General features: G+C 73.8%; 19 protein-coding genes and 1 pseudogene. 11 read left to right on the top strand and 9 right to left on the bottom strand.

Features of this window, described 5'->3' with window-relative positions; genetic code table 11:
• Positions 1 to 434: 434 nt before the first annotated feature.
• Together ACGF1Z_RS12335 and ACGF1Z_RS12340 are read right to left on the bottom strand one after the other, a co-directional pair.
• Positions 435 to 1859: an MFS transporter gene (locus ACGF1Z_RS12335; protein ID WP_393002828.1), complete on the bottom strand. Its 1425-nt coding sequence runs from the start codon at positions 1857 to 1859 to the stop codon at positions 435 to 437.
• Positions 1860 to 2260: 401 nt separating this feature from the next.
• Entirely contained in the window at positions 2261 to 3229 is a 969-nt protein-coding gene (locus ACGF1Z_RS12340; RefSeq protein ID WP_393004139.1) for an adenosine kinase, read from the bottom strand.
• Between the two features lie 348 nt (positions 3230 to 3577).
• Between ACGF1Z_RS12340 and ACGF1Z_RS12345 the strand changes: the two genes are divergently transcribed.
• Together ACGF1Z_RS12345 and ACGF1Z_RS12350 are read left to right on the top strand one after the other, a co-directional pair.
• Positions 3578 to 4792 carry an aromatic acid exporter family protein gene (locus ACGF1Z_RS12345; protein ID WP_393002830.1) on the top strand — a complete coding sequence of 405 codons (1215 nt, stop codon included), beginning with the start codon at positions 3578 to 3580 and terminating at the stop codon, positions 4790 to 4792.
• A gap of 108 nt (positions 4793 to 4900) precedes the next feature.
• The gene (locus ACGF1Z_RS12350) at positions 4901 to 5320 is read left to right on the top strand and encodes an archease (RefSeq protein WP_393002832.1); all 420 of its coding nucleotides are present in this window, start codon (positions 4901 to 4903) and stop codon (positions 5318 to 5320) included.
• Between the two features lie 247 nt (positions 5321 to 5567).
• Here ACGF1Z_RS12350 and ACGF1Z_RS12355 read toward each other — a convergent pair whose 3' ends face one another.
• Positions 5568 to 6245, bottom strand: coding sequence for a response regulator (locus tag ACGF1Z_RS12355; RefSeq protein ID WP_393002834.1), 678 nt, complete (start codon positions 6243 to 6245; stop codon positions 5568 to 5570).
• On the bottom strand, positions 6242 to 7462 hold the full coding sequence (locus ACGF1Z_RS12360; RefSeq protein ID WP_393002836.1) for a sensor histidine kinase: 1221 nt from the start codon (positions 7460 to 7462) through the stop codon (positions 6242 to 6244). The genes ACGF1Z_RS12355 and ACGF1Z_RS12360 overlap by 4 nt, the downstream gene beginning before the upstream one ends.
• A gap of 345 nt (positions 7463 to 7807) precedes the next feature.
• Between ACGF1Z_RS12360 and ACGF1Z_RS12365 the strand changes: the two genes are divergently transcribed.
• The 4 genes from ACGF1Z_RS12365 (at position 7808) to ACGF1Z_RS12380 (ending at position 12615) form a co-directional block, all read left to right on the top strand.
• Complete coding sequence (locus ACGF1Z_RS12365; RefSeq protein WP_393002838.1) at positions 7808 to 10099, top strand: MMPL family transporter; 2292 nt, start codon at positions 7808 to 7810, stop codon at positions 10097 to 10099.
• Between the two features lie 444 nt (positions 10100 to 10543).
• The gene (locus ACGF1Z_RS12370) at positions 10544 to 10858 is read left to right on the top strand and encodes a hypothetical protein (protein ID WP_393002840.1); all 315 of its coding nucleotides are present in this window, start codon (positions 10544 to 10546) and stop codon (positions 10856 to 10858) included.
• A 32-nt stretch (positions 10859 to 10890) separates the two neighbouring features.
• The gene (locus tag ACGF1Z_RS12375; RefSeq protein WP_393002842.1) at positions 10891 to 12015 is read left to right on the top strand and encodes an NUDIX domain-containing protein; all 1125 of its coding nucleotides are present in this window, start codon (positions 10891 to 10893) and stop codon (positions 12013 to 12015) included.
• A 168-nt stretch (positions 12016 to 12183) separates the two neighbouring features.
• Positions 12184 to 12615: a hypothetical protein gene (locus ACGF1Z_RS12380; protein WP_393002844.1), complete on the top strand. Its 432-nt coding sequence runs from the start codon at positions 12184 to 12186 to the stop codon at positions 12613 to 12615.
• A gap of 87 nt (positions 12616 to 12702) precedes the next feature.
• Here the strand turns inward: ACGF1Z_RS12380 and ACGF1Z_RS12385 are convergent, their stop codons facing one another.
• Positions 12703 to 13239 carry a hypothetical protein gene (locus ACGF1Z_RS12385; RefSeq protein WP_393004141.1) on the bottom strand — a complete coding sequence of 179 codons (537 nt, stop codon included), beginning with the start codon at positions 13237 to 13239 and terminating at the stop codon, positions 12703 to 12705.
• Positions 13240 to 13553: 314 nt separating this feature from the next.
• Here ACGF1Z_RS12385 and ACGF1Z_RS12390 point away from each other — a divergent pair, with 314 nt between their 5' ends.
• Positions 13554 to 13856, top strand: a complete 303-nt coding sequence (locus tag ACGF1Z_RS12390; protein WP_393002846.1) for a hypothetical protein — start codon at positions 13554 to 13556, stop codon at positions 13854 to 13856.
• A 200-nt stretch (positions 13857 to 14056) separates the two neighbouring features.
• On the top strand, positions 14057 to 14605 hold the full coding sequence (locus ACGF1Z_RS12395; protein ID WP_393002848.1) for a GNAT family N-acetyltransferase: 549 nt from the start codon (positions 14057 to 14059) through the stop codon (positions 14603 to 14605).
• 159 nt (positions 14606 to 14764) lie between these two features.
• Here the strand turns inward: ACGF1Z_RS12395 and ACGF1Z_RS12400 are convergent, their stop codons facing one another.
• Together ACGF1Z_RS12400 and ACGF1Z_RS12405 are read right to left on the bottom strand one after the other, a co-directional pair.
• Positions 14765 to 16441, bottom strand: coding sequence for a glycerol-3-phosphate dehydrogenase/oxidase (locus tag ACGF1Z_RS12400; RefSeq protein ID WP_393002850.1), 1677 nt, complete (start codon positions 16439 to 16441; stop codon positions 14765 to 14767).
• A 218-nt stretch (positions 16442 to 16659) separates the two neighbouring features.
• Positions 16660 to 17277, bottom strand: coding sequence for a TetR/AcrR family transcriptional regulator (locus ACGF1Z_RS12405; protein WP_393002852.1), 618 nt, complete (start codon positions 17275 to 17277; stop codon positions 16660 to 16662).
• A gap of 230 nt (positions 17278 to 17507) precedes the next feature.
• On the opposite strand from ACGF1Z_RS12405, the gene ACGF1Z_RS12410 reads away from it, so the two are divergent.
• Entirely contained in the window at positions 17508 to 19118 is a 1611-nt protein-coding gene (locus ACGF1Z_RS12410; RefSeq protein ID WP_393002854.1) for an FAD-binding oxidoreductase, read from the top strand.
• 435 nt (positions 19119 to 19553) lie between these two features.
• The gene (locus ACGF1Z_RS12415) at positions 19554 to 20435 is read left to right on the top strand and encodes a YegS/Rv2252/BmrU family lipid kinase (RefSeq protein WP_393002856.1); all 882 of its coding nucleotides are present in this window, start codon (positions 19554 to 19556) and stop codon (positions 20433 to 20435) included.
• Between the two features lie 287 nt (positions 20436 to 20722).
• On the opposite strand, the gene ACGF1Z_RS12420 is transcribed toward ACGF1Z_RS12415, so the two are convergent.
• Positions 20723 to 21574, bottom strand: a complete 852-nt coding sequence (locus ACGF1Z_RS12420) for a TauD/TfdA family dioxygenase (RefSeq protein ID WP_393002858.1) — start codon at positions 21572 to 21574, stop codon at positions 20723 to 20725.
• Positions 21575 to 21717: 143 nt separating this feature from the next.
• The gene (locus tag ACGF1Z_RS12425; RefSeq protein WP_393002860.1) at positions 21718 to 22920 is read right to left on the bottom strand and encodes an erythromycin esterase family protein; all 1203 of its coding nucleotides are present in this window, start codon (positions 22918 to 22920) and stop codon (positions 21718 to 21720) included.
• A gap of 58 nt (positions 22921 to 22978) precedes the next feature.
• Between ACGF1Z_RS12425 and ACGF1Z_RS12430 the strand changes: the two are divergent.
• Positions 22979 to 23770 (top strand): annotated as a pseudogene (locus ACGF1Z_RS12430) (TioE family transcriptional regulator); the annotation flags it as partial.
• Positions 23771 to 23778: the final 8 nt, after the last annotated feature.

The raw sequence follows: 23778 nt of genomic DNA on the forward strand, positions 1-23778 counted from the left end.
GGGCGTGTCGCTCCCCCGGGAGTACCGCGAGTTCCTCCTCCAAGATGGGCGCCGGCGGCGCCGGGCCTTCTTACGGGGTGTATCCGGTGCGGCTCGTCGAGGTCGCTGGCGGTGAGAGGGAGACGGAGCCGATCTGGCCGACCTGTCCCGGCTGGCCGAGCCGTTTCCTCGTGAGGGTGCCGATCCTGAGACCGTCCGGCCGCTGCCGGCCGAGCAGCCTGACGAGGACGACTTCGAGGAGATGGAGGACTTCGACGAGGCCGTCAAGGCATGGGAAGAGTGCTGGGAACCCGTGATGTGGTCGGCGGAACGCGCTGTCGGGGCGGTCCTGATCTCGACCCCCACGAGAGTCCGGCAGACGCGTACGCGTACCTGGGGCGGGCACCGCAACCGAGCCGGGTCGTGGCGTCGGCCGCGTGCCGGTCGGCAGACCGTCAACTCCGGGCAGTGGCCGTGGGTCCGGGCGGGACGGCACGCGCGGCCAGGACGGCCGCGACGAGGTAGGCGAGGGCGCCTGCGGCCATGCTGATCCGCACACCGGTGCCGTGGCCCGCGGTGGCGAGGAGGCTGCCGCCGAGTGCGACTCCGGTGGCACTGCCGATCTGCCGCGTCGTGTTGAACAGGGCGGAGGCCGCGCCCCCGTACGCGGGCGGCGCGGCGCCCATGACGGTGGTGGTCGTGCCGGTGAGCGCGAAGGAGGTGCCGAAGCCGGCTGCCGTCATGAAGAGGGCGAGCAGGGCGTAGGCGGTGGCGTTCCCGGCGAGCGCCCAGCCGCCCAGGCCCAGGGCTCCCAGCAGCATGCCGGCGACGACCAGGGGGCGGTGACCGGTGCGGGCGGCGAGCCGGCCCGACAGGACGGACGCGAACATGGTCACCGCCACGGCCGGGAAGAGCGCCAGTCCGGTCTCCAGGGCGCTGAAGCCACGCTGCTGCTGGAACTCCAGACTGGCCGTGAACACCATGCCGTAGAAGGCGAAGTTGAAGAGCAGGCCGATGACCGCGCCGCCGGCCAGGGGCCGCGAGCGCAGCAGTTCCAGCGGGAGGGCGGGCGAGCGGGCCGTCCTTTCGCGCAGCACGAAGGCCCCCGCGGACACGGCCGCCAGCGCCAGGCCGGCGATGACCGCCGGGTCGCCCCACCCCCGCCGGCCCGCTTCGTTGAGGGACGCCGTCAGCAGCGCCACCCCGGCGACGACGGCGCACTGCGCCGGCCCGTCCAGCGCCCGGCCGGGGTTCCGGGGCGAGGCGGCGACGTACCGGAGGGTGAGCAGCAGACAGGCCGTGCCGACGGGCAGGTTGATGACGAACACCCACCGCCAGCCCACCGTGGAGACGAGCAGCCCGCCCAGCAACGGTCCCGCCGAGGCCGCGATGCCGGCCATCGAGCCCCACAGCCCGAAGGCCCGAGAGCGTGCGGCCGGCGCCGGGTAGGTCTGCTGGAGCAGCGCGAGGGAACCGGGCACGATCAAGGCCGCGCCGAGGCCCTCCACCAGCCTGGCGGCCACCAGGGCGGGGGTGTCGGGTGCCAGCGCGCAGACGGCCGAGGACAGGGTGAAGACGACCACGCCCCAGCAGAAGACCCGGCGGTTGCCGAGCCGGTCGCCGAGCGCGCCGCCGGTCAGCAGGAACCCGGCGAAGACCAGCGTGTAGCCGTCGGTGATCCACTGGATGCCGGTCAGCGAGGCCGACAGGTCCCGGCCGATGACCGGCACGGCGACGTTGAGGATCGTGACGTCGAGGATCACCATGAAGTACCCGGCGCAGACGGCCGTCAGCGGCGCCCAGGCCCGCCCGCCGTCAGCCGGGCCCGGACGCTCCGGAGGCGCGGGCCCGACGTCTCCGGCCGACCTGCCGTACTCCACGAGCCGGCTCCTCTCCGTCCGCGTGGGGGGCGTCACGTCAGGAGGCACAGTAGGCCGCGCAACCGCCCGCGGCCGGGAGCCGCCCGGGAGCGGCCGGGTGGCATTTCCGCCCCGGGCTTCCACCGGGTCCCCGCGGATCTCCTTCCGGATCGCCGACCTGCTCGCCGGCGGACACGTCGGCCGGCTCTCCGGCCGGATCCCCCATCCGAACTCCCGCTCGATCTCCGACTCGGATCTCGGATCTCGGTTCTCGGTTCTCGGATCTCGGATCTCCGGGCCGACTCCCGGTGCGCATGCGTGAGTCTCCGGTGGGCCTCCGCGCAGGCTGCTGATCGGGCTTCGCCGCACGTCGCGTCGGGCGGGCCTTCCGACGGTCTGCCCCCGACCCGCCGTCGCGCGCGTCAGTGACCGCCCGACGCACCGCGCAGCCGAGCCACTTCCGCCAGGAGTGCGTCACGCCCGATGGCATCGGCACGGGTCGAGGGCACGGTGCAGGCGTATGCGCCGGCCACGGAGCCGTACAGGGCACAGGTGAGGACGGGCGCGCCGGAGAGCCAGGCGTACAGGAATCCGGCGACGAAGGCGTCGCCGGCGCCGTTGCTGTCGACGACGGGAGCGGGCGGACTGACGGCGGGGATGTGGACGAGCTCGGCCTCGGGCCCGGTGAGGAGGTGGGCGCCGGCGGCGCCGGACGTCCCGATGACCGCGGAGGCGCGGCCGCGCGCCGCGATGTCCCGCAGGGTGCCCTCGGGGTCGTCGAGGTTGCTGGTGGACAGGAACACGAGATCGGCGGCGAGGGCGAAGGGCTCGTGATAGGCGGCGCGTCCGTCCCAGTCGTGCAGGTCGGTCGAGAGCGTGACGCCCGAGTCGCGCAGCTCGGGCAGGGCGTGGGCGCAGGGCTGGGTGAGGGACACGTGGGCGTGTCCACTGCGGGCGGCGAGCGCCTTGACGGTCTGCGGGGGCAACCGGTCGTCGTCGTGGCCGCGGGTGGCGTCGTAGAGCGACAGCCTGCGGCCGTCGGGGCCGACGAGGTTCACGGCCCGCTTCGTCCCGGCGGGTTGGCGCACCTCGGTCAGTGGGATGCCCTGGTCCCGGTGGAAGGCGCGGACGAGGTCGCCCTCGGGATCGGCGCCGAGCATGTCCAGGTGATGGGTGCGCAGCCCGAGCCGGTGCAGCCCCAGGGCGACGAAGTCCCCGGTCTGTCCGGCCCGGGTCTCGATGCCGGGCCGGATCATGTGGCTGTCGGCGTACGGCAGGGGCAGTTCGGGGACGTACACGATGGTGTCGACCCCGGCGCCTCCGAGAACGAGGACGTCGATGTCGCTGTCGTCGCAGTCGGTGTCGTCGTGGTCGGCATCGTCGTGGTCGATGGTGACGTCGACGTAGTCGACTTCGGTGTAGTCAGCTTCGGTGCCGGCGACTTCGGCATGGTCGAGGTCGGTCTCGTCCGCATCGGCGTCGGATTCGCCTCCGATGCCGAGGCCGAGGTCCGTGTCGGTGGAGCCGTCGGGGTCGATGTCGGTGTCAATCTTTCTGTCGGCATCGATGTCGGCGTCGGTCTCGCCGGCGAAGTTGCCACCGTTGTCGAGGGCGCTGTCGCTGCTGCTCATGCCAGGCAGTCAAACAGCGGGCCTCGCGCCCCTGCAAGATCCTTCACCACCTTTCTGCAAGAGTAGGGGCCGGTGTGGACTCGCCGTCCGCAGGGCAGGAGGGACCAGATGGCACAGCTCAGTGGACCGGCCGCCCGGTACGCGGACGTGGCCAAGCGGTTGCGGCACGACCCCTTCGTCGTGCAGACGCTGCGCTCCACGGCCGCGGCGACGCTCTCCTACGTCGCCGCGCTCTGGCTCAGCAGCGAGTCTGCGCCCCTGACCGCGCCGCTGACCGCGCTGCTCGTCGTGCAGGTCACGCTCTACTCGACACTCACCACGAGCCTGCGACGGGTCAACGCCGTCGTCGTCGGCGTCCTCATCGCCATCGGGTTCAGCGCCATCGTCGGGCTGTCCTGGTGGAGTCTCGCCCTCGTGATCCTGGCCTCCCTCGTCGTCGGACGGTTCGTGCGGGTCGAGGAGTTCATTCCCGAGGTCGCCATCAGCGCGATGCTGGTGCTCGGGGTCACGCAGGTCGCCCACACCGCCTGGGACCGCGTCCTGGAGACGCTGATCGGGGCCGTCGTGGGGCTCCTGTTCAATCTGCTGCTCGCCCCGCCCGTGTGGGTGGACACCGCGGGCGACTCGATCGAGGACCTGGCGCGGCGCATGCGCAGGCTGCTGCTGGACGTGTCCGAGGAGTTCACCGGGGCGACCCCGGTGGAACGCGCCACGGCCCGGCTGTACGAGGCGCGGCGGCTCGACAACGACGTGGCCGACGTCGACGCCGCGCTCCGCACGGCCGAGGACAGCCTGCGGTTCAATCCGCGCGTCAAGGAGGGCCTGCTGCACCGCATCATGCTCCGCACCGGCCTCGACACCCTGGAGATCTGCGCCGTGGTGCTGCGCGTCCTGGCCCGCAGCGTCACCGACCTGGCGAAGGCGCGCGCCGGCGAGTCCCTGCTGCCGCGGCCGACAGCTCTCGTCCTGCAGGAGACGGCCCAGCACACCGCCGACGCCTTCGTCAGCTACGCCGTCCTCGTCACGGCCCCGGACAGCGGGGCCGCCGAGGCGGCCGAGACGCGCCTTGCGGGCGAACTGCGGGCCGCCCGCGCCCGCCGGGCCCACGCGGCCGAACTGCTCCTGGCCAGCGCCCTGCGGGAGCCCGGCCATTGGCAGCTCTACGGCTCCCTGCTCGCCGAGTTCGACCGCGTCCTCGACGAACTCGATCCCGAGCACCGGGGCCGCCGCCTCATGGAGGAACTCGACCGCCACGCGCGCGAGCGGCGCGACCGGCGACGCCGCCTGGCACCCGGGTCCGCCCGGGTGCCCGCGGAGCACTGACCTCGCCCGTACGGGTGGCGCCACGCGTGGGTCCTGCCCGGCCGGGTACACGACGGGCACCGGGGCCCGGAGCGTCCGGCGAGGCCCGCGAGAACTGCGGAGGTGGACATGGCCGCGAACGGCCACCGATCGGTGCCGCACACCGCCGACGCGCGGGTACAGGCATGGGGCTCGACGCGCGAGGCGTGTCTGGCGGAGGCGGTGCTCGGAGTGGTCGAGTGCTTCGCCGAGGTGTCGGGCGTCCGGCCCACCGCCGTGGACCGGCTGCTCCTGGAACCGGGAAGCGACGAGGACATGCTGGTCGAACTGCTCGACGAGATCGTGCTCGGGTTCGAGCTGGCGGGCCGCGTCCCGGTGGACGTGGAGGTGGAGACGGCCGACGACGGCGGCCTGGAAGTGCGGGCGGCGGTCGCCGCGCTCACGGACGTGGACGTCACCGGAGCCACGCCGAAAAGCGTCTCCTGGGAGGGACTCCGCATCGGGCCGGATGCGGAGGGCTGGTCGTGCACGGCGATCGTGGACGTCTGACGGTGGACGTCTGAGGCGGTCGTCCGCGTGTGGCGGTCTGAGGCGGTCTTCCGCGTGTGGACGCCGCGTGCCCACTCTCTCCATGGGGGGCGGTCCGACGCCTGAGCGTGAACGTGAACGTTGGCCTCGGCGAGGGGACACTCCGCATCGACGCCTGAAGGTGGACGCCCGCACAGGGAACCGTGAGCGAGCGTCCCCGACGCCTTCGCAGGGACGCCCCGGCCATGGAGCCGGTCACCCGGCTGCGTCACGCCTCCCGGCGGGCCGACACCAGGCCCGTCTCGTACGCGGCGATGACCGCCTGGGCCCTGTCGCGGACGGCGAGTTTGGCGAAGAGACCGGTGATGTGGTTCTTGACCGTGGAGGCGCTGACGCCGAGCCGGTCGGCGATCTCCGCGTTGTCCAGGCCGGTCGCGATGAGCCGCCACACCTCCCGTTCGCGCGGGGTGAGCCCGTCGGCGTTCGCGGGTGCCGGGGGTGCGAGGGAGTGCGCGGGCGCGGTGACGTGTCGGGAGATGAGACGTGTGAGGAGTCTGGGGGCCAGGATCGCCTCGCCGTCGCGGACCACGTGCAGTGCGGCGACCAGGTCCTCGGGCGAGATGTCCTTGGGCAGGAAGCCACAGGCCCCGGCACGCAGGGCGGCCACCACGTGCTCGTCCATGTCGAAGGTGCTCAGCGCGAGGACGCGGCAGGACGGGAGCTCCGCGGTGAGGCGCTCGGTGGCGGCGATGCCGTCGAGGACGGGCATGCGGATGTCCATGATGACCACGTCGGGCCGGTGCTCATGGGCCAGTCGCAGCGCCTCCGCCCCGTCGGCGGCCTCGGCGACGACCTCGAAGTCCGGTTCAGGAGCGAGCATCAGGGCGAGGCCGCGGCGGACGAGGGGCTGGTCGTCGGCGATGAGTACGGTCACGGGCGAGGTCACGCGTACGCCTCCTGGTGGTCGGCCGGCAGGGGCAGCCTGGCGCGTACGGTGAAGCCGCCGTCCCCGGGGCCGGCGTGCAGGGTGCCTCCGTGCAGCGCGACGCGTTCGCGCATGCCCATGAGGCCGTAGCCGGAGCCGCGCGCGGCAGGCTGACGGCCGGGGAGCCGGCCGTCGTCGGTGACGCTGACGCGCACGTCACGGGCGGCGTAGGTGAGGCGGACGTCCACCTTGGCGCCCTGGCCGGCGTACTTGCGCGCGTTGGTGAGGGCCTCCTGGACGATGCGGAAGACGGCGAGCGCGACGCTCGGCGGCAGCGTCCGCGGGTCCCCTTCGGTGGTGAGGGTGGTGGGAAGGCCCGCGCGGCGGCTGTCCTCGACGATGCGGTCGAGGTCGCCGATGCCGGGCTGCGGCGCGGTGGCCTCGCCCTCCTCGTTCTCGTCGCCCGCGCGCAGCACGTCGAGCAGGTGGCGCATCTCGTGCAGGGCGGTCCGGCCGGAGCCCTCCAGGGTGACGAGGGCCTCGCGGGCGGTCTCGGGCGACCGGTCGAGGTTGGCGCGGGCGCCGCCGGCGAGGAGCTGCATGGTGGTGAGGTGGTGGGCGACGATGTCGTGCAGTTCGCGTGCGATGCGGCGGCGTTCGTCGGCGACGGCCCGGTCGGCGAGCATGCGCCGGTGGGTCTCGGCGTTGCGCTGCCATCGGTCGACGGCGACGGCGGCGCCCGCGACGAGCAGCGCGGACGCGGCGTTGGCGACGAAGTCGAGGAGCGACGGCGCGGGCAGTACCGGATGCACGAACTGGAGCATCGCGACGCAGCCGGCGACGGCCAGGGCCCCGATGACGGCACGGTGGTGGCGTACGGCGGTGAAGAGCGCGACCACGGTGGCCGCGCCGTAATGCTGGCCCACAGCGCTGAACCAGTTGAGCGACAGGTTCATCATCAGAACCCCGGCGAGGACGCACAGCGGGGCGCGACGACGGGCGACGAGCAGCAGGGAGGCGCCGACCGCGACCAGGCAGCCGGCCACCGGCACGTGGCCCTGGTCCATCTGACTGGTGACGGTGAAGCCGACGAGGTCGACGGCGGCGGCGCCGACGGCGACGAGCCCGTCGTGCTGACTCCATACCCGGCATCCCGAAGAGCCCGGACGCGAGCCTTCGCCCCGCAGGTCGACCGTGCCCGGTATCCGGCCCGGGCGCGTTCCGCCGCGCCGCTTCATGTCGCCCCCTGTGCGGTTACCCGGGAATCGCACAGTGGCGTGCTGAGCTGCGGCTTGTCCGTCATGTGCCCCATTGTGTCAGCGCCGCGTGCGGCTCCGGACCGGGGCCGGGGTGAGCGGGGACTGGGAGCAGGCTCCCGGTCGGGGGACGGTGGGGGGCCGTGGTCCCAGGCGGATTCTCGTTCCCGGCGCCGAGGTCCGGGCCGATCACCGCTGATGTCCTGGACGGGTGCCGGGAGCCGCCCGGTACACGGCGCCCCTCGTACCTCGTACGCATCCCTCGTACGCACCCGTTGTACGCAACCGCGCCGGCCGTCGCTCGCCGAGCCGCACCGGAGGACTTCCGTGATTCGTGCCCTGACCGGATTCTCGACCCGCAAACCCTGGCGGGTGATCGCCTTGTGGGGCGTGCTCGGCATCCTCGTGTCCGTGCTGGGGCAGGCGCTGGTCTTCCGGGTGACGCAGACCGACAGCGCGGGCTTCCTGCCCTCGGAGTACGACGCGGCCGCGGCGCTGCGCGTCGCCGAGGACGAGTTCGGCGCGAGAGCCGACGCCGGTACCGTGACGGTGCTGGTGGCGCGGCGCGACGGCAGGCCGCTCGCGGACGCGGACCGGCGCCGGATGGGTGAGGTGGCGCGCGGCCTGAGTGCCGAACGCGTGGAGATGCCGCTGATCGAGGAGCGGATCCCGGGGCTGTCCAAGGACTACTCCCAGGTCCCCTCGGTCGTCCCGGCGATGACCGCGCCGGACGGGTCGTTCGCGCTGCTCAGCGCGCGCCTGCGGGGCAATACGACCGACCCGGGGATGCACGCCCTGTACCGGGCCTTCCACGACCGTGCCGAGCAGCAGTTCGGCGACGCGGGGCTGCGCACCGGGTTCACCGGGGGCGTGGCGGACGTGGTGGACCGCGCGGACGCGGAGAAGGGCACGCAGACGGTGGTGGGTCTGGTGATGGTCGGACTGATCGTGCTGATCAACGTGCTGGTGTTCCGCAGTGTCCTGGCCGCGTTCGTCCCGCTGTTCGCGGTGTCCGTGGTGGGCGGCGCGGCGGCCGGCACGGTCGTCGGGGCCGCCCTCCTGACGGGCTTCGACCTCGACCCGGGCACCCCGAGCCTCATCGGCACGGTCCTCATCGGCATAGGCGTCGACTACTTCCTCTTCCTGCTGTTCCGCTTCCGCGAGGAGCTGAGGAGGCAGCCGGAGGCAGACCACCGGGAGGTGGCCGCGTACGTCGCCGGCCGGGTCGGCACCGCGGTGACATCGGCCGCGCTGACGATCGTGGCGGCCTTCGCCACGCTGGGCGTGGCGACCTTCGGTCAGTTCCGCGTCCTCGGGCCTTCGGTGGCCGTGTCGGTGCTGGTGATGCTGGTCGCCAGCCTGACCCTGATGCCGGCTCTGCTCGCGGTGGCGGGGCGTCGGATGTTCTGGCCGTCGCGGAGCCTGAGCAAGCCCGAGCGGCCCGGTGCGGCCGGCCGCGTCGGAGAACTGGTGGCGCGTCGCCCGCTGCTCGTGCTCACGGCGTCGATCGTGCTGCTCGGCGCGCTCGCGGTCGGGGTGAAGGGCGTGCGCATGGACTTCGGCACCGGTGGGACCCCGCGGGAGACGGCGGCCGCGGCGACGGCGCGGGAGATCGCCCGGGCCCTGCCGCCGGGGGTCTCCGACCCGACGACGGTGTACGTCACCGCCGAGAGCGGCCGGACCCTGGACGCGGCCGCTCTGGGCGACCTGCCGAAGGCGCTGGCCCGGGTCGACGGCGTGGGCGAGGTCAGCAACCCCGTCTTCAACGCCGATCGCACCGCCGCCCGCCTGGACATGTACCTGAAGGCGGACGCGCAGAGCCGACACGCCCGCGACCTCGTGGCGGGCCCGGTGCGCGACGCCGTACGGAAGGCCACACCGGTCGGGCTGACGGCTCATGTGGGCGGCACGGCAGCCGTGTTCGCCGACGTGGCCAGGGCGGTCGACGAGGACCTGCGGACGGTGTTCCCGGTGGCCGCGGCGCTCATCGCGCTGATCCTGCTCGTGCTGTTGCGCAGCCTGCTGGCTCCGGTCGTCCTGATGCTCGCGGTCGGGCTGTGCTTCGCGGCGACGTTCGGGGCCTCCGCACTGGTCTTCCAGCACCTCGGCGGCGAGCCGGGCGTGAACTTCGTGCTGCCGCTGGTCCTGTTCCTGTTCGTGGTGGCCCTCGGCACCGACTACAACATCCTCATCAGCGACCGGCTGCGCGAGGAGATGGCCCGGCCGGGCACGGCGCGCGCGGCGGTGGCCCGCGCGGTACGGCACACGGCGCCGGCGATCTCCACGGCGGGCGTCGTCCTCGCCGCCTCGTTCGGCAGCCTGGCGGTGAACGCCGACCCCTCCACCCGCCAGATCGGTTTCGCCACGGCGCTGGGCATCCTGCTGTCGGCCTTCGTCCTGTCGCTGTTGCTGGTGCCTGCGGCCGCGGCACTGCTCGGGCGGGGCATCTGGTGGCCGGTGCGGCGGGGACACCGGTCGGACCCCGTCCCGGAGGACGTGCGGGAGGAGCGGGACCGGAAGCCGGAGTGGGACCGGCCGGGGCCGCCGTCGGGCCTGGAAGCGGGGACGGGCATGGAGTCGGGGACGAGCGTGGAATCGGGGACGAGGGCCGGTCGATAAGGCGCGGCCCTCCGCAGGCGGCGACTCCACGGGAGAGGAGAGGAGAGGAGGGGGACTTGAGAGGCGCCGCCTCGGCCCGGCGGCCCGTCAGGCCCCGCCGGCCCACGTCGGGAGGTCCGGCGCTCAGGGGCCTTCCGGTCTCGATGCGCGCCACGGACCGCCGACAAGCCGCTTCGTCGGCCAACCCCGTCGCCGGTTCAGCGCCTTCTTCCCCCGGGCGCCACGTCGTGCATGACGCGCCTTCCGTCGCCGTACGGCTGGGGCGGAGCAGCAGGCTGGGGCGGACCATCAGAGCCGCCCCTCCCCGCCGCGCGACCCGGGCACCGCACCACACGGCCGCCGGCCCGACGCAGGGACGGAGCCGGGCCGACTCCGGATCTTCCCGGCATTTCCGTACGCGCTCCTGGGCATGATCTCCCTCTCGCCTCATCCGAGGAGCCCGGCATGAGTCCGTTCCCTCCCTTCCCTGCTCGGGGTGTTCACCACCCGGACGACGAGTCGCTGCCGGCCGGAGGCGTCCTCGCTCAGCACCACGCCCTCGGCACCCGCACCGCGGTCGTCACCGCCACCTGGCCCGTGGACAGCCGCCGCGCGCCCGAACTCGGCGACGCCCCGGGCGTCCTGGTCACCGGGGCGCCGCGCCTGCTGGGTTACGGGGACGCCCGCGATCCCGAATCGGCTGCCGACCGGACCCGGCTCATGGACGACTGCTCCACCCGCCGTCCGGCCCCGGGCGATCCGCACCGGATCACCGTCTGACCTCCTGCAGAACCCTCACCCACGGGAGAACGATGACCCCGACCTCCATGCCCGACGACCCCTCGGGCCCGGCACCGACCGACGAGGAATACGGGGCGCTGCGCGCCTCGGCCGCCCTGTGGGCCGGCACCTCCGTGCTGATCACGAACGCGCTCGGGCAGGTCCTGGTCCAGCACGTCGACTACCTGGAAACCTGCCTGCTGCCGGGCGGGGCCGTCGACCGGGGCGAATCGCCCGCCCACGCGGCCTCTCGCGAGCTCCACGAGGAGTTGGGCGTCACCGCTGTCGTCGACCGCGGCCTCGGCGTCGACTGGGTGTCCCGCGAGACCATGGGCGCACCGCCGGCGCTACGGTTTCCCGGTGAGCTGCTGCACGTCTTCGACGGCGGCACCTGGGACGACGCACGGATCGGCGCCATCCGGCTCCCCGAGAGCGAGATCAAGGCGATCGACTTCGTCGAACCCGCCCGGCTGCCCGACCTGATGACGCCCCGCGATGCCCGCCGCGCGCTGTCCGCGCTCCGCGCCCGCGTCAACGGCGCCGGCGCGGTGATCCTGGAGAACGGCGTCCCGATCGCCCCGGGCGTCCTCGACCGCGCGGGCACCCTGAGCACCCCGCGGCCCCGGGACCACGCCGCCTTGCATCGTGGTCCCGTCCCCGCCGGTCTTCCCGTCGGCACCTGCTCGGGCTGGCTCTTCGCGCCCGACGGCCGAGTCCTGCTCCTGCTCGACCCGGACACGGGTCTCGCAGCACTGCCGGGCGGCCCGCCCACGCCGGCGGACGACGGCGACGTGGCCGCCACCCTGGTCCGCACCGCCGCCGAAGGCGCAGTCGCCCATTTGACCGATCCGGTCTACGTCGGCCATCTGGCAGAACCCGACGCCCCCTGCGCCCGCGTACGGTGGGCCGCCGCCCTCACCGGCCTCGGGCCCGCCGTGGAAGCCGGTTACCGCTGCCGGCGGGCCCTCGCCACGCCGGAACAGGCGGTACAGCTCTTCGACTGGGGACCGCAGACGGCCGACCAGCTCACCGCCGTCCACGAGGCCCGGCAGCGCCTCGGACTCCCCCGAGCCGCCCTCCAGGCCCTGACCGAACTCGCCCTCCCGGTCGCCTGGCCATCCACCGGCCCGCACCCCACCGTTCAAGGGTCTGGATGACCGGCGCTCTTCCACGGACCCGGCCACCCCAGCGACCGCGCGCGACGCACGCCCAGGCCGCCCGCACGCACCGCCGTCTCCTACCGAGGCGCGAGAACGCCGCCTGCCCCGTGAGAGGGCGCGATAAATCGGCTGCGCATCGGCTTCGGCGGTCTCTACGGTGACCCGGTGAAGAACGATCGACGTCTCCGGCGCCTCGTCACCGACCGGGGAATCTGGTACTGGTCGGTGCGCCAACGCCTGCGACCCGACTACGAGGACTGCCGCCTGACGTTGGCCTTGTTCCCGGACCCTGCGTGCCGGGGCGGACGGTCCGGACGCCGTCTGTCGCTCGTGTTCCGGCCCACACCGGACCGTGTCATCTCCCACTGCTACTTCGAGTCGGGCACGGCCGTCCGGCTGTCCGACCGTAACCATCTCAACCTCTATGAACCGGGGACGGTGCGAAGCCTTCTCGAGGCCGCCGCATCCGTCCTGGACACCGGGCCGGGGCAGAGGAACGTCCAGGTGGACGGCTGGACCTACTTCGACCAGGTCGTCGACTCTCCGGGCCACGGCCCGACGTGCGCACCCGCGCCGCGCGCCGTACCGTCGCAGTGACACCCCGATGGGTGTTTCTCCAGGCGGCCCCGCGTAATTCGCACGGCGCGGGGCCTGCCCGGATCCTCGCGAGCACGGGATGAGCGGTCAACACGCGCTGCGCGCGGCGTCCTCGAAGGCCTCGCGCGTCATCGCACCGCGGATGGTCAGCACGTGTCCCGGGGGTACCAGCGCCAGTTGTCCGGCGTCGAAGGTCACCACCCCGTTGTAGACGTAGGAGTCACTGGGGTCCGCGAACCCCAGCTCGTACTCGTGTCCCGGTTGCAGGGCCTGCCGGCCCCTGGTCTCCGCCGTCCACGACGCGGGCGGCGAGAAGAGGGGAAAGTCCGCTGCCTTGTGGATGCCTCCGGTCTCCCAGCCGGTCCACGGTTCCTCCATCGCGGACGCCTCCGCTTCGGACGCCTCGTCCGCCGTGCCGGCCCCCCGACCCTCGTCCGCCGTGCCGTCCGGGGCCTCTGACGGGAGCGTGCCCCGCAACCAGGGAGCGCGTACGCGGCCGTCCTCGTCGCATGTCCTCAGGAGCGCGTGCGGCGCCCCGTCCTCGTCCGCGTACACCGCGGCGAGCGGACGCACTTCGGGTGAGCAGGCCGCCGCCGACAGCACGATCGCGCCGACCAGCGTCACGAACGGCAAGGACCTCCCCCACTCCACCTTCCGCCGGCTCATCCGGCACCCCCTACCTCTGCTTCCGTCCGAGCGCGCAGTCTCGCACGCAACTCCTGCCGTCTGCGCTGCCGTTACCCGGCCTTGAGGTGAAGCCCGGACGAGCTCCGTCCTGCACCCGCACGATCGCGGCCGCTGCTGCCCGGACCGACCGCGGATCGCCCACACCCCAGGCATGGTCGAACCGGAGACGGTCAGGGGATCGGTGGCACCCGCTTGCATGCTGCGAGACGATGGTTCTGGGGCTCCAAGCAGACGACGCCGGGAGCGCAGCCATGAACACCAAGCCTGCCTGCGGGCCGGAACGCGACCCAGACTTCTTCGAAGAGGTCGACAAACTGTTCGCCAGGCACCCCGAGGCCGCGAGGCGCTACGCGGTGACCTGCCGAAGGCTGGAGCTCGACATCCTCAAGATCGACTTCAGGAAGCAGGTCGGGGTCACACGCGTCGACGACGGTCGCATCGTCACGGAGTTCGTCGATCGCGACACCGTCGAGGCCACACGCTCCGCGCACCACGCCTGCTGCGAGTGGCCACGGAACGACGACGGCAAGTGCAACAAGATCTGCCCGGAGTGAGGGGCCGGAGAACACCGCCCGGTCGTTCCGCGGTGCGGCGGCCGGACGGCGGCCGGATGAGGGTGCCGTCACGGCGCGCCGTGCGAGCGAGGACGCCTGAACGGTCTTCCGGGTCCAGGGCGAGGACGCGTTCCTCCGGTGAGGCACCGGGTCAGGGAATCACCCGGGTGCCCACCGGCCCGCTGCCCTAACGTAGGGGCGTGATCACTACGCCGTCACGGGTCGCACTGCACCCGCTCACCCTTTCCGACCAGGACGAGTTCTGCGCGCTCGTGCGGGCCAGTGCCGAGCTGCACCATCCGTGGATGCAGCTGCCGGCGGACGCGGAGGCGTTCCACGCCTGGATGCGCCGCTTCGACGACGGCACCAACCGAGGCTTTCTGATACGCGTCCGGGAGACCGGCGCAGCGGCCGGCATGGTCAACATCAATTCGATCATCAGGGGCCGCTATCAGGGCGCGTCCCTCGGGTACGCGGCCTTCGCCCCCTCCGCGGGGCGGGGTTACATGACCGAAGGGCTGGCCCTGACCCTGCGGCACGCCTTCGGCGACCTGCGGCTCCACCGGCTGGAGGCCAACATCCAGCCCGGGAACGAGGCGTCCCTGGCCGTGGTCCGGCGGCTGGGCTTCCGCTTCGAAGGGATCTCACCCGCCTACCTCTACATCGACGGTGGCTGGCGGGACCACGAGCGCTGGTCCATCACCGCCCCCGTCCCCTGGACACCCGACCCCTCCCTGCCGGCCGTCTGAGGCGCCCGTCGCTCGAAGGGAACGGGCAGTTGCCGGGCTCTGCCTGATGCGTCATCAGGCAGAGCCCCGACTGTCAGGCGCTCGGGCCGAGGGCTCGTGCGAGACGTCCGGCCGACGCCCGCGCCGTGTCCCCCCGGCAGGGGTGGGCGGCCGTCCTGGTCAGTTCGGTCGCGGCAGGGCGTCCTCGACGATCTCCCTGACGGCGGCCAGGGCTTCGGCGCGGTCCTCCGGGACCAGGCCGATGCGCGTGCGGCGGTCGAGGAGGTCCGACTCGTCGAGCGCGCCCTCGTGGCGGGTCGCCCAGAGGACTTCGGCGCCGGTGACGGGGTGGCCGGGCAGGAGGGGGGCGGCGAGGTCGGGGTGCCGTTCGGCGAGGGCCTGGACGGCCGCGGCCTCGGTACCGTAGCGCTGGACGAGGCGGCGGGGGGCGCGAAGGGCGGAGAGCGTGCGCGGGGTGGCGGCTCCCACGAGGGGGAGGGTGGCCGTGGGAGAGGGCCCCGCGGGCAGACCGTGGGTCGCGACCGCGGCGTCGACGGCGTCCTGGGCCATGCGCCGGTAGGTGGTGAGCTTGCCGCCCACGACCGTGGTCACCCCGACGGAGGACGTGAGGACGGCGTGGCGGCGGGAGATGTCGGCGGTGCGGGGGGCGGCGCCGGGCCGGGTGGGCGGGGTGTCCAGCAGGGGGCGCAGTCCCGCGAAGGCGCCGACGACGTCGTCGCGGCGGACGGGGACGTCCAGGACGGAGCCGAGGACGTCGAGGAGGAAGCCGATGTCGGTCTCGGGAACCTCGGGGACGTCGGGGATGTCGCCGTCCACGGGTTCGTCGGTGAGCCCGACGTAGACGCGGCCGTCGCCCTGGGGCAGGACGAGCACGAAGCGGTTGGTCTCACCGGGGATGGGGATGTGCAGGCCGGCCGGGAGCGGGCCGAGGTCTTCGGAACGCAGGACGAGGTGGGTGCCGCGGGAGGGGCGGATGCGTACGCCGTCGACGAGTTCCCCGGCCCAGACTCCGGAGGCGTTGATGACGGCGCGGGCGCGGATCTCGCCTTCCTCGCCGGTGAGTTCGTCGCGTATGCGGGCGCCGGTGGAGGTGAGGTCGAGGGCGCGGACGCGGGTGAGGATCCGGGCGCCCTGCGCCGCCGCGGTGCGGGCCAGGGCGGTGACCAGGCGGGCGTCGTCCGTCACGCGTCCGTCCCAGGACAGCAGGCTGCCGCGCAGGCCGTCGGCGCGCAGCGCGGGAGCGAGGTGGCGGGTCTCGGCGGTGGAGAGGCGACGCGGCGCGGGCAGCGTCGCGCGGGCGGTGCGGGCGGCCAGACGCAGGGTGTCGCCGGCGCGGAATCCGGCCCAGGCCAGGGCGGCCTGCGCACGGCTGACCATCGGGGTCAGGGGCAGGACGAACGGCTGGGCGCGTACGAGGTGGGGGGCGGTGCGCTCCATGAGGATGCCGCGTTCGACGGCGCTCTCGTGGGCGACGTCGAGCTGTCCGGAGGCGAGGTAGCGCAGCCCGCCGTGAATGAGCTTGGAGCTCCAGCGCGAGGTGCCGAAGGCGAGGTCGTGGGCGTCGATGGCGACCACGCTCAGGCCGCGGGCGGCGGCGTCGAGGGCGGCTCCCGCACCGGTGGCGCCCAGGCCGACGACCAGCACGTCGACGGTGCGGCCGTCGGTGGCGCGGGCGAGGTCGTCGGCGCGGCGGGCGGCGTTGAGCGAGGACCCCGACGCGGTCGGGGCGGTCGGGGCGCCGGTCGCCCGGGACGGCTTCGCCGCGTTCGCCCGGCCGGCGGATCGGGCTGTACCGGCCCGGGGAACCGGACCTGCCCCGCCGACCGGACCGGCCACGCCGTCCGGACGCGCCGGACCGGCCGTGCCGTCCTGACGTGCCGGGCCTCCCGGACCGGCCGAAGTGACCACGCTCTGCGCACGTGCCGGCCTTCCCGACCCGCCCGGACGTGCCGGGCTGGAACAGCCGGCTGCCATGGGACCGCTCGAGCTCGAAGATCCGGTTGCGGAGGCGCCGGTGGGGCTCGGGGAGCCGGCTGCGGTGGGGCTGGTCGGGCTCATGGGGTGAGGATCCTTTCCAGGATGGTGTGCAGCTCGGCGTAGAAGGCCGTGCAGTTCAGCTCGTCGTCGTCCTCGTCCGTCATGGTCCGCAGCGACAGGGCGAACGACTGGACGGTGAGCAGGACGGCGCGTGCCTGGCGTTCGGGGTGGGTGGTGCGGACCGAGCCGTCGGCGTGTCCTTCGCGGAGCGCGCCGGTCAGCAGTTCGAGCAGGGCGTCCTGGCTGGCACCGCGCCGGTCGAGCATGTACGGCAGGAGCAGCTCGGGGTCGACGTCGAGGATCTTGTGGAAGAGCGGGTGCGTCCGGAAGGCGCGTACGCCTGCCACCAGTCCGTCGACCATCCGGGTGCGGGTGGCGGTGTCGGTGCGGGGTGCGGGCATGGCGCCCGTCGCCACGTCGATCCACTCGCGGGTCATCAGGTCGCCGACGAGGGATCTCACGTCAGGCCAGCGCCGGTACAGCGTCATGCGGGAGACGCCGGCCCGGCGGGCGACGTCGGTCATCGTCGTACGGCGGACGCCGACGGCCATGACGCAGTCGCGTACGGCGTCGAGGACCGCGTCGTTGTCGGAGGAGCTCTGGCGAGCCGAGTGGTTGTGACGGTTGGGCGTCATGTGTAACAGTGTAACGCCCCTGGGGTTCCCCGGGGCGGCCACTTCCCCTCGACACGACCTCGGCATGGCGGGCCCGGCGCGCTCCGGCACGACATGACGGCCGGTCCACCGCAGCCCGACGCGGCATCACCGGGCCCGGCGCGACCGGGCCCGGTACGGCCATGGGGGACGGCCCGCCCGAGAGGTTCCTGGGGCCGCACCCCTCGAAACGACCGATGAGGACGACAGGCATGGACATGCTGTTCAACGGCTGGGGCGACCCGGCCAAGGCGACGCCGCTGCCCGAGGCCGTGACCGGCCTGCTGCGCGACTGGCTGGGCGTCAAGCCGCTCACCGCCGCGTCGTCCCGGCTGGAGGAGATCGCCCTCCCGCTGCCCGCGCTGGACGACGCCGCGCACCAGGCCCTGATCGCGGCCGTCGGCGGACGGGAGGACGGGGTGCGGGTGGATGCGGAGAGCCGGATCCGGCACACCCGCGGCAAGTCCACCCCGGACCTGGTACGCATGCGGAACGGCGACGTCGCCGACGACGCCCCGGCCGCCGTCGTCCTGCCGGCCGGCCACGACGAGGTGCTCGCCGTGCTCGGCGCCTGCGCCGCACACGGCCTGGCGCTCGTCCCGTTCGGCGGCGGCACCTCCGTCGTCGGCGGCCTCGCCCCCCGGGCGCAGGCCGGGTTCGTGGCCCTGGACCTGCGGCGGATGAACCAGCTGCTCGACATCGACCCCGTATCGCGCACCGCCACCCTGCAGCCGGGTCTCAGGGCGCCCGAGGCGGAAGCGCTGCTCGCCGGACACGGCTACACCCTGGGCCACTTCCCGCAGTCCTTCGAGTGGGCGACCATCGGCGGCTTCGCCGCGACCCGCTCCAGCGGCCAGGCCTCGGCCGGCTACGGCCGCTTCGACGAGATGGTCCTCGGCCTCACCCTCGCCACGCCCCAGGGCACCCTCGAGACGGGCCGCGTCCCCCGCTCGGCCGCCGGTCCCGACCTGCGCCAGCTGATGCTGGGCTCCGAGGGCGCCTTCGGCGTCATCACCGCGGTCACCGTCCGGATCCGCCCCGTGCCCCAGGTGCGGCGTTACGAGGGCTGGCGCTTCGCGTCCTTCTCCGAGGGTGCCGCCGCCCTGCGCACGCTCGCCCAGGACGGTCCGCGCCCGACCGTGCTCCGCCTCTCGGACGAGACCGAGACCCTCATCGGGCTCGCCCAGCCCGACGCCATCGGCGCCGCCGCCGGGTCCGGGGACGCACCGAACGCCGGCTGCCTCGCCATCGTCGGCTTCGAAGGCACCGAGGAGGACACCATGCAGCGCCGCGATGCCGCCGCCGCCGTCCTCACCGCCTGCGGAGGCACCTTCGCGGGCGACGAGCCGGGCGAGCGCTGGGCGCACGGGCGCTACTCCGCCCCGTACCTGCGCGACTCCCTCCTCGAGACCGGCGCCCTGGCCGAGACCCTGGAGACGGCCGCCTACTGGTCGCGCCTCCCCGGTCTGTACGCCGCCGTACGCGACGCGCTCACCCACACCCTCACCGAGGCCGGGACGCCGCCCCTGGTGATGTGCCACATCTCGCACGTGTACGAGAACGGCGCGTCCCTGTACTTCACCGTGGTCTCCGCCCAGGGCGACGAGCCCGTCGCGCACTGGACCCGCGCCAAGCACGCCGCGAACGACGCCATCATCGCGGCCGGTGGCACCATCACCCACCACCACGCCGTCGGGACCGACCACCGCGACTGGTACGAGCGCGAAGTCGGCGACCTCGGCATCGCCGCCCTCCGGGCGGTCAAGGACCGCCTCGACCCGGAGGGTCTGCTCAACCCGGGCGTCCTGCTGCCCACGGACTGACCCCGGACCCGGCGGGACGGGTCGCGCCGGTCGCGCGGACCGGGCTCCGGAGGGCGTGGCTCCGGCGGGCCCCGCCCAGCGGCCTCCGCTCCAACGGACCTGGCACCCTTCGCGGGCCCGGTACGGACGGGGCTCGCGAGGCTGACAGGGGCTCGGGGGCTCGGTCGGTGCGTGATCCGCAGGGCGGGGGCCGGCGCGGGGAACCTCGCGATCTTCCGGCCGGGCGGAAGCCCGGAGCGCGCGGGGACCCGGTCCCATCACCCGGGCCGGATCCCCGCCACACCCCTCCCCCGGCCCCCGAGCCGTCACGCATCCCCGACCGCCGGCCCCTCCGCCCGCTCTCCGTGGGCACCCGTCAGCCCACGAGGGCCGCCCTGCACGCCTGTACACACCCACCCACCGCCCGGCACCACCCCCTTCGCCCGGAGGCATCTGATGCGACAGTTCACGGCCGTCGTCAACCCCACCGCGGGCAGCGCCACCGGCGCAGCGGCCCTGCTGAAGGTCGCCCGGCTGCTGCGGGAGGCCGGCGCCGCCCTGGACACCGAGTACAGCCGCAGTCTCGCCCACGCCCGCGAACTCGCCCTGCAGGCCGCCGAGCGCGGACGGGTCGTACTCGCCGTCGGCGGCGACGGCATGGCCGGCGGCATCGGCGGCGCGCTCAGCGGCACCGGAGCGCTGTTCGGACTCGTACCGGCCGGTCGCGGCAACGACTTCGCCCGGGCCCTGGAGCTGCCCGACGAACCGGAACAGCTCGCCCGTCTGCTCCTCGAGGGCGAGCCGCGTCCCGTCGACACCATCGAGGTCACGTCCGCCGTCCACGACCGGACCGTCGTGCTGGGCAGCCTCTACGCGGGCATCGACGCGCTCGCCAACCGCCACGCGAACCAGGCCCGCCTGCTGCGCGGCACGGCGTCCTACTACGCGGGGGCCCTGCGCGCGATCACCACCTGGCGCCCGACCCGCTACCGCGTGACCGTCGACGGTCACGAACACGCCTACACCGGATACACCGTGGTGGCCGCCAACTCCGGCTATTACGGCTCGGCCCGCCACATCGCCCCGGGTGCCCGCCTCGACGACGGCCTGCTGGACATCGTCATGATCCACGACGCCCCGCGCCGCCTCTTCTTCTCCCTGATGCAGGAGCTCGACAGCGGCCGCCACATCCACCGCCCCCAAGTGCGCGTCGTCCAGGGCAAGGAGGTGCGCATCGAGGCCGACCGCCCCGTCCCGTACGGCGCCGACGGCGAGGTCGAAGCCACCCTTCCGCTCACCGCCCGCGTACTCCCGGGAGCCCTCCAGGTCCTCCACTGACCGATCCGAGGGCCGGCCACATCCAGCTCGACTGCCGTCGATTGCGGTCCCTCGCCGTTGGTCGCGGTTGATCTCCGTCGATTGCGGTCGATCGCCGTCGGCTTGGACGGCATCGGACATCCGTCCGGCGTCGCACCGGGCGCCCTCGGCCGGGGCCCGGCCCCTCGTCGAGGCCGCGCCCCGGCAGGGGCCGCCGCCGTGTGCAGGCCGGGCCCGGCGGGCCCCACCGTCCCACCGGGCCCGCACCCGACAAGGTCCGCCGCCTCGCCGCCCTCGGGTCGCGCGCGTCAGTCCGCCCAGATGCGCGCGTAGCAGCGTCCGCCGCCCGGCGCACCGGCGTCGTGGAAGGGGTTCCTGCCGTGCAGCACGGCGGAGTTGTTCACCAGCAGAAGGTCGCCTCGACGCAGCGGCAGGCTCAGCACCACGGCCGGATCGTGCAGCAGGGCGTCCATCGCGTCCAGGGCATCAGCCCGCGCCGGGCTGAAAGGGGTGCCGGTCTCGTCCTGGCCGCGGCGGATCCAGTAACGGTTGTAGTGCACCCGTGGCGTTCCGCCGTCGAGGCGGAAGACCGGGCGGACGCGATCGAAGTCCGGGCCGCGGCCGAAGCGGAAGTCCCCGGAGAGCTCGCGGAGGGCTTCCGGCCGCTCGGTTGCCAGGTGGTCGCGGAGGGCCGGGCCGCTGGCCAGGAGGGACTCTCCGCCCTCGGACGCCGGCCGGATGCACAGGAGTGCCAGAAGCCGGGGCGGGCGGGGGCGCTCGCCGCGGTCCGTGTGCGGGAGGAGGAGCCGGTCGTCCCCGTCGGGGGTGGCCGGGGCGTCCGTGTCCGGCGTTCGCGGGACGGCGGGGGCCGTCGCCGCGGTCAGCAGCTCGCCCGCCGACCGTTGGAGGCGCAGGCCCACCGGGGCACACACCTGGCCGACGATCCGCGCGCACCGTTCGACGCACTGCCGCTCGGTAAGCCCCCCGAGCTGCAGACCGGGGACCAGGACGAAGCCCGTGCCCTGCCAGAGTCGGCCATGGACGGCCCCCACCCAGGCTTCGTCCGGCTGCCCGTCCGGCGGCGGAAGAAGCCACTCCCCCTTCTTCAGCGTGGCCGGAACCCAGCTCAACGGCGCCTCCGGCATGCGGAGTTCGGTCATCGCGGCGCTCCTCCGTCCCCCCGACCGCTCCTGCCGGCGGCCTCCCTCACAGACTGGCGGCGCCGAAGCCCCTTCAAACCGCGGGCTGCGGGCCGTTCCCTGGCGCGGCGAGGCCTCCCAGCGAGGACGGCGCAGGAGACGCCTCAGCTCTGCAGGGCATCCTTCACGAAGACGATCCCGTCGCTCCCCGCCAGATGGGCCGGGTCGAACGAGGCGTATCCGAACCACGGTGACACCCGGCGCCGGGGGGTCGTGTCGCCGAGGGCGGTGGCGAGTCGGGCGGCGTCGACGACGTGGTGCGCGTCGGGGAGCTCGTACAGGAGTCCTTCGATGGTGTCCGGCGGCGGGGTGTCCACTCCCTGGTGCCGGATGGTGCCGAGCGCGGTGGCGACGAAGGCGTACCCGTCCCCGAGGCGGCTGCTCACCAGCGCGCCCGCGCTCCACCACTCGAGCGGCTTCCCGCCCATCCGCATCGTGCTCTTCTCCCGCTGGAGGTGGGAGTTGTGGGCGTGGACGAGTGCGGGGCCGCGGGCGGCGAGGGCGAGGAGGTTGCGGGCCATCATCTCGTCACGGACGCCCACCAGGCGCGTCAGTCGCGCGGGCGAGGTGTCGGCCATCCAGTGGTGATAGCGCAGCAGACCGGTGGCGGTGCGCCCGTACAGGCTCGCCCGGTCCCAGTCCTCGCGTGAGGTCGCCGCGATCAGGCCGGGCGCCTGCTCGTCGAGCAGGGCCGCCATGTCGTCGGCGAGCAGCCGCAGGCGACCGGCGTCGGCAGACCGCCCGACCGACCGGCCGGGGTCCGTCATCGCGGCGGGCTCGGTCCACCGTTCGTCGTCCCCGAGCAGCCGGTCGAGGGTGTCGGCCGTGCAGGGGAGCAGGTCCGCGTCCCCCCAGGTCGACAGGTAGCCGTGCAGCGCCGTCAGAGCCTGCCGGGGGGCGGCCGCGCCGGTGATCTCCAGGGGCCCGTCGAAGCCGGCGAAGCGGACCCGCTCGGGGGCGGGGCGGCCCTCGTTGTAGGCGCGCATCCAGCGCACGAGCTCGCGGTTGGCCGAGGAGGCGCCCCAGCCGTGGCTGAATCCACGCTCCATGGCCTCGTCGAGAGTGCCCGTTCCCGACGTGACGTAGTCGTCCACGACCAGGCCCATCAGGCAGTCGCTCTCGATCGCGATCGTCCGGTAGCCCTCCTGCGCGACGAGCTGCCGGAAGAGCTCGTTGCGGACGTCGAGCAGGGTGTCCTCGCCGTGGGTCGGCTCGCCCAGGGCGAGCAGCCGGGGCCGGGTCCGGAGCACCCCCATCAGGGCGGCAGCGTCGACGGCATGGGCGGTGTCCTTGATGTGAGTCGCCATGCCTTCAACGCTATCGTTGAACCTCCGGTGGAAACTTTCTCGTGATGGCGGCGGCAGCATGCGGCAAAACCTTCAAACGGGCGGACGCCTGCGGCCGGTCGATCTGGCACGCCGGCACGGCCTGTCCACGCAGGCGGTCAGGAACTACGAGGAGGCCGGCATCCTCCCGCCCGCCGGTCGCACACCCCACGGCTACCGCACCTACACCCCGCTGCACGCGGCCGCGCTGCGCGCCTTTCTCGCCCTCGTACCCGGCCACGGCCACCGGACCGCGACGTCGATCATGCGGGCCGTGAACCAGGGCACCCTGGAGGAGGCGTTCCGCCTCATCGACGAGAGCCACGCGCAACTCCTCGACGACCGGCGAACCCTGCGCGCCGTGGAGAACGCCCTGCGCGACCTGGCGGCGGAGCCGGCGCCCGGGCACGGCTCGGAGATCGTGGCGGAGCCCGGACCCGTCACGGGGTCGGGACGCGGGTCGGGACCCGAACCGGTCGCGGCGGCGGGGTCGGGTGGAACGTTCATCGGGCCGCTCGCCCGGAAGCTCGGAGTCGGACCCGCGACGCTCCGCAAGTGGGAGAACGCTGGGCTGGTGCGCCCGACCCGCGACCCGCTGACCGGATACCGCGTCTACGACGAGGCCGACGTACGCGACGCCCGCCTGACTCACCAGCTCCGGCGCGGTGGCTACCTGCTGGAGCAGATCGCCCCGCTCATCACTCAGGTACGGGCGGCCGGCGGACTCGAGCCGCTCCAGGCCGCCCTGTCCGACTGGCACGGGCGCCTGTCGGCCCGCGGGCGCACCTTGCTGGCCGGAGCCGCTCAGCTGGAGGCGTATCTCGACGAACGCGAAGGCTC

Origin of the sequence: Streptomyces sp. NPDC048018 (genome assembly GCF_043202995.1) — a bacterium.
Taxonomy (GTDB): domain Bacteria; phylum Actinomycetota; class Actinomycetes; order Streptomycetales; family Streptomycetaceae; genus Streptomyces.

Excerpts from the sequence above, each read along its gene's own strand:
- ACGF1Z_RS12345 (WP_393002830.1), top strand. The coding sequence starts at position 3,578 with ATGGCACAGCTCAGTGGACCGGCCGCCCGGTACGCGGACGTGGCCAAG.
- ACGF1Z_RS12350 (WP_393002832.1), top strand. The coding sequence starts at position 4,901 with ATGGCCGCGAACGGCCACCGATCGGTGCCGCACACCGCCGACGCGCGG.
- ACGF1Z_RS12360 (WP_393002836.1), bottom strand. The coding sequence starts at position 7,462 with ATGAAGCGGCGCGGCGGAACGCGCCCGGGCCGGATACCGGGCACGGTC.
- ACGF1Z_RS12370 (WP_393002840.1), top strand. The coding sequence starts at position 10,544 with ATGAGTCCGTTCCCTCCCTTCCCTGCTCGGGGTGTTCACCACCCGGAC.
- ACGF1Z_RS12375 (WP_393002842.1), top strand. The coding sequence starts at position 10,891 with ATGACCCCGACCTCCATGCCCGACGACCCCTCGGGCCCGGCACCGACC.
- ACGF1Z_RS12390 (WP_393002846.1), top strand. The coding sequence starts at position 13,554 with ATGAACACCAAGCCTGCCTGCGGGCCGGAACGCGACCCAGACTTCTTC.
- ACGF1Z_RS12405 (WP_393002852.1), bottom strand. The coding sequence starts at position 17,277 with ATGACGCCCAACCGTCACAACCACTCGGCTCGCCAGAGCTCCTCCGAC.
- ACGF1Z_RS12410 (WP_393002854.1), top strand. The coding sequence starts at position 17,508 with ATGGACATGCTGTTCAACGGCTGGGGCGACCCGGCCAAGGCGACGCCG.
- ACGF1Z_RS12415 (WP_393002856.1), top strand. The coding sequence starts at position 19,554 with ATGCGACAGTTCACGGCCGTCGTCAACCCCACCGCGGGCAGCGCCACC.
- ACGF1Z_RS12420 (WP_393002858.1), bottom strand. The coding sequence starts at position 21,574 with ATGACCGAACTCCGCATGCCGGAGGCGCCGTTGAGCTGGGTTCCGGCC.
- ACGF1Z_RS12425 (WP_393002860.1), bottom strand. The coding sequence starts at position 22,920 with ATGGCGACTCACATCAAGGACACCGCCCATGCCGTCGACGCTGCCGCC.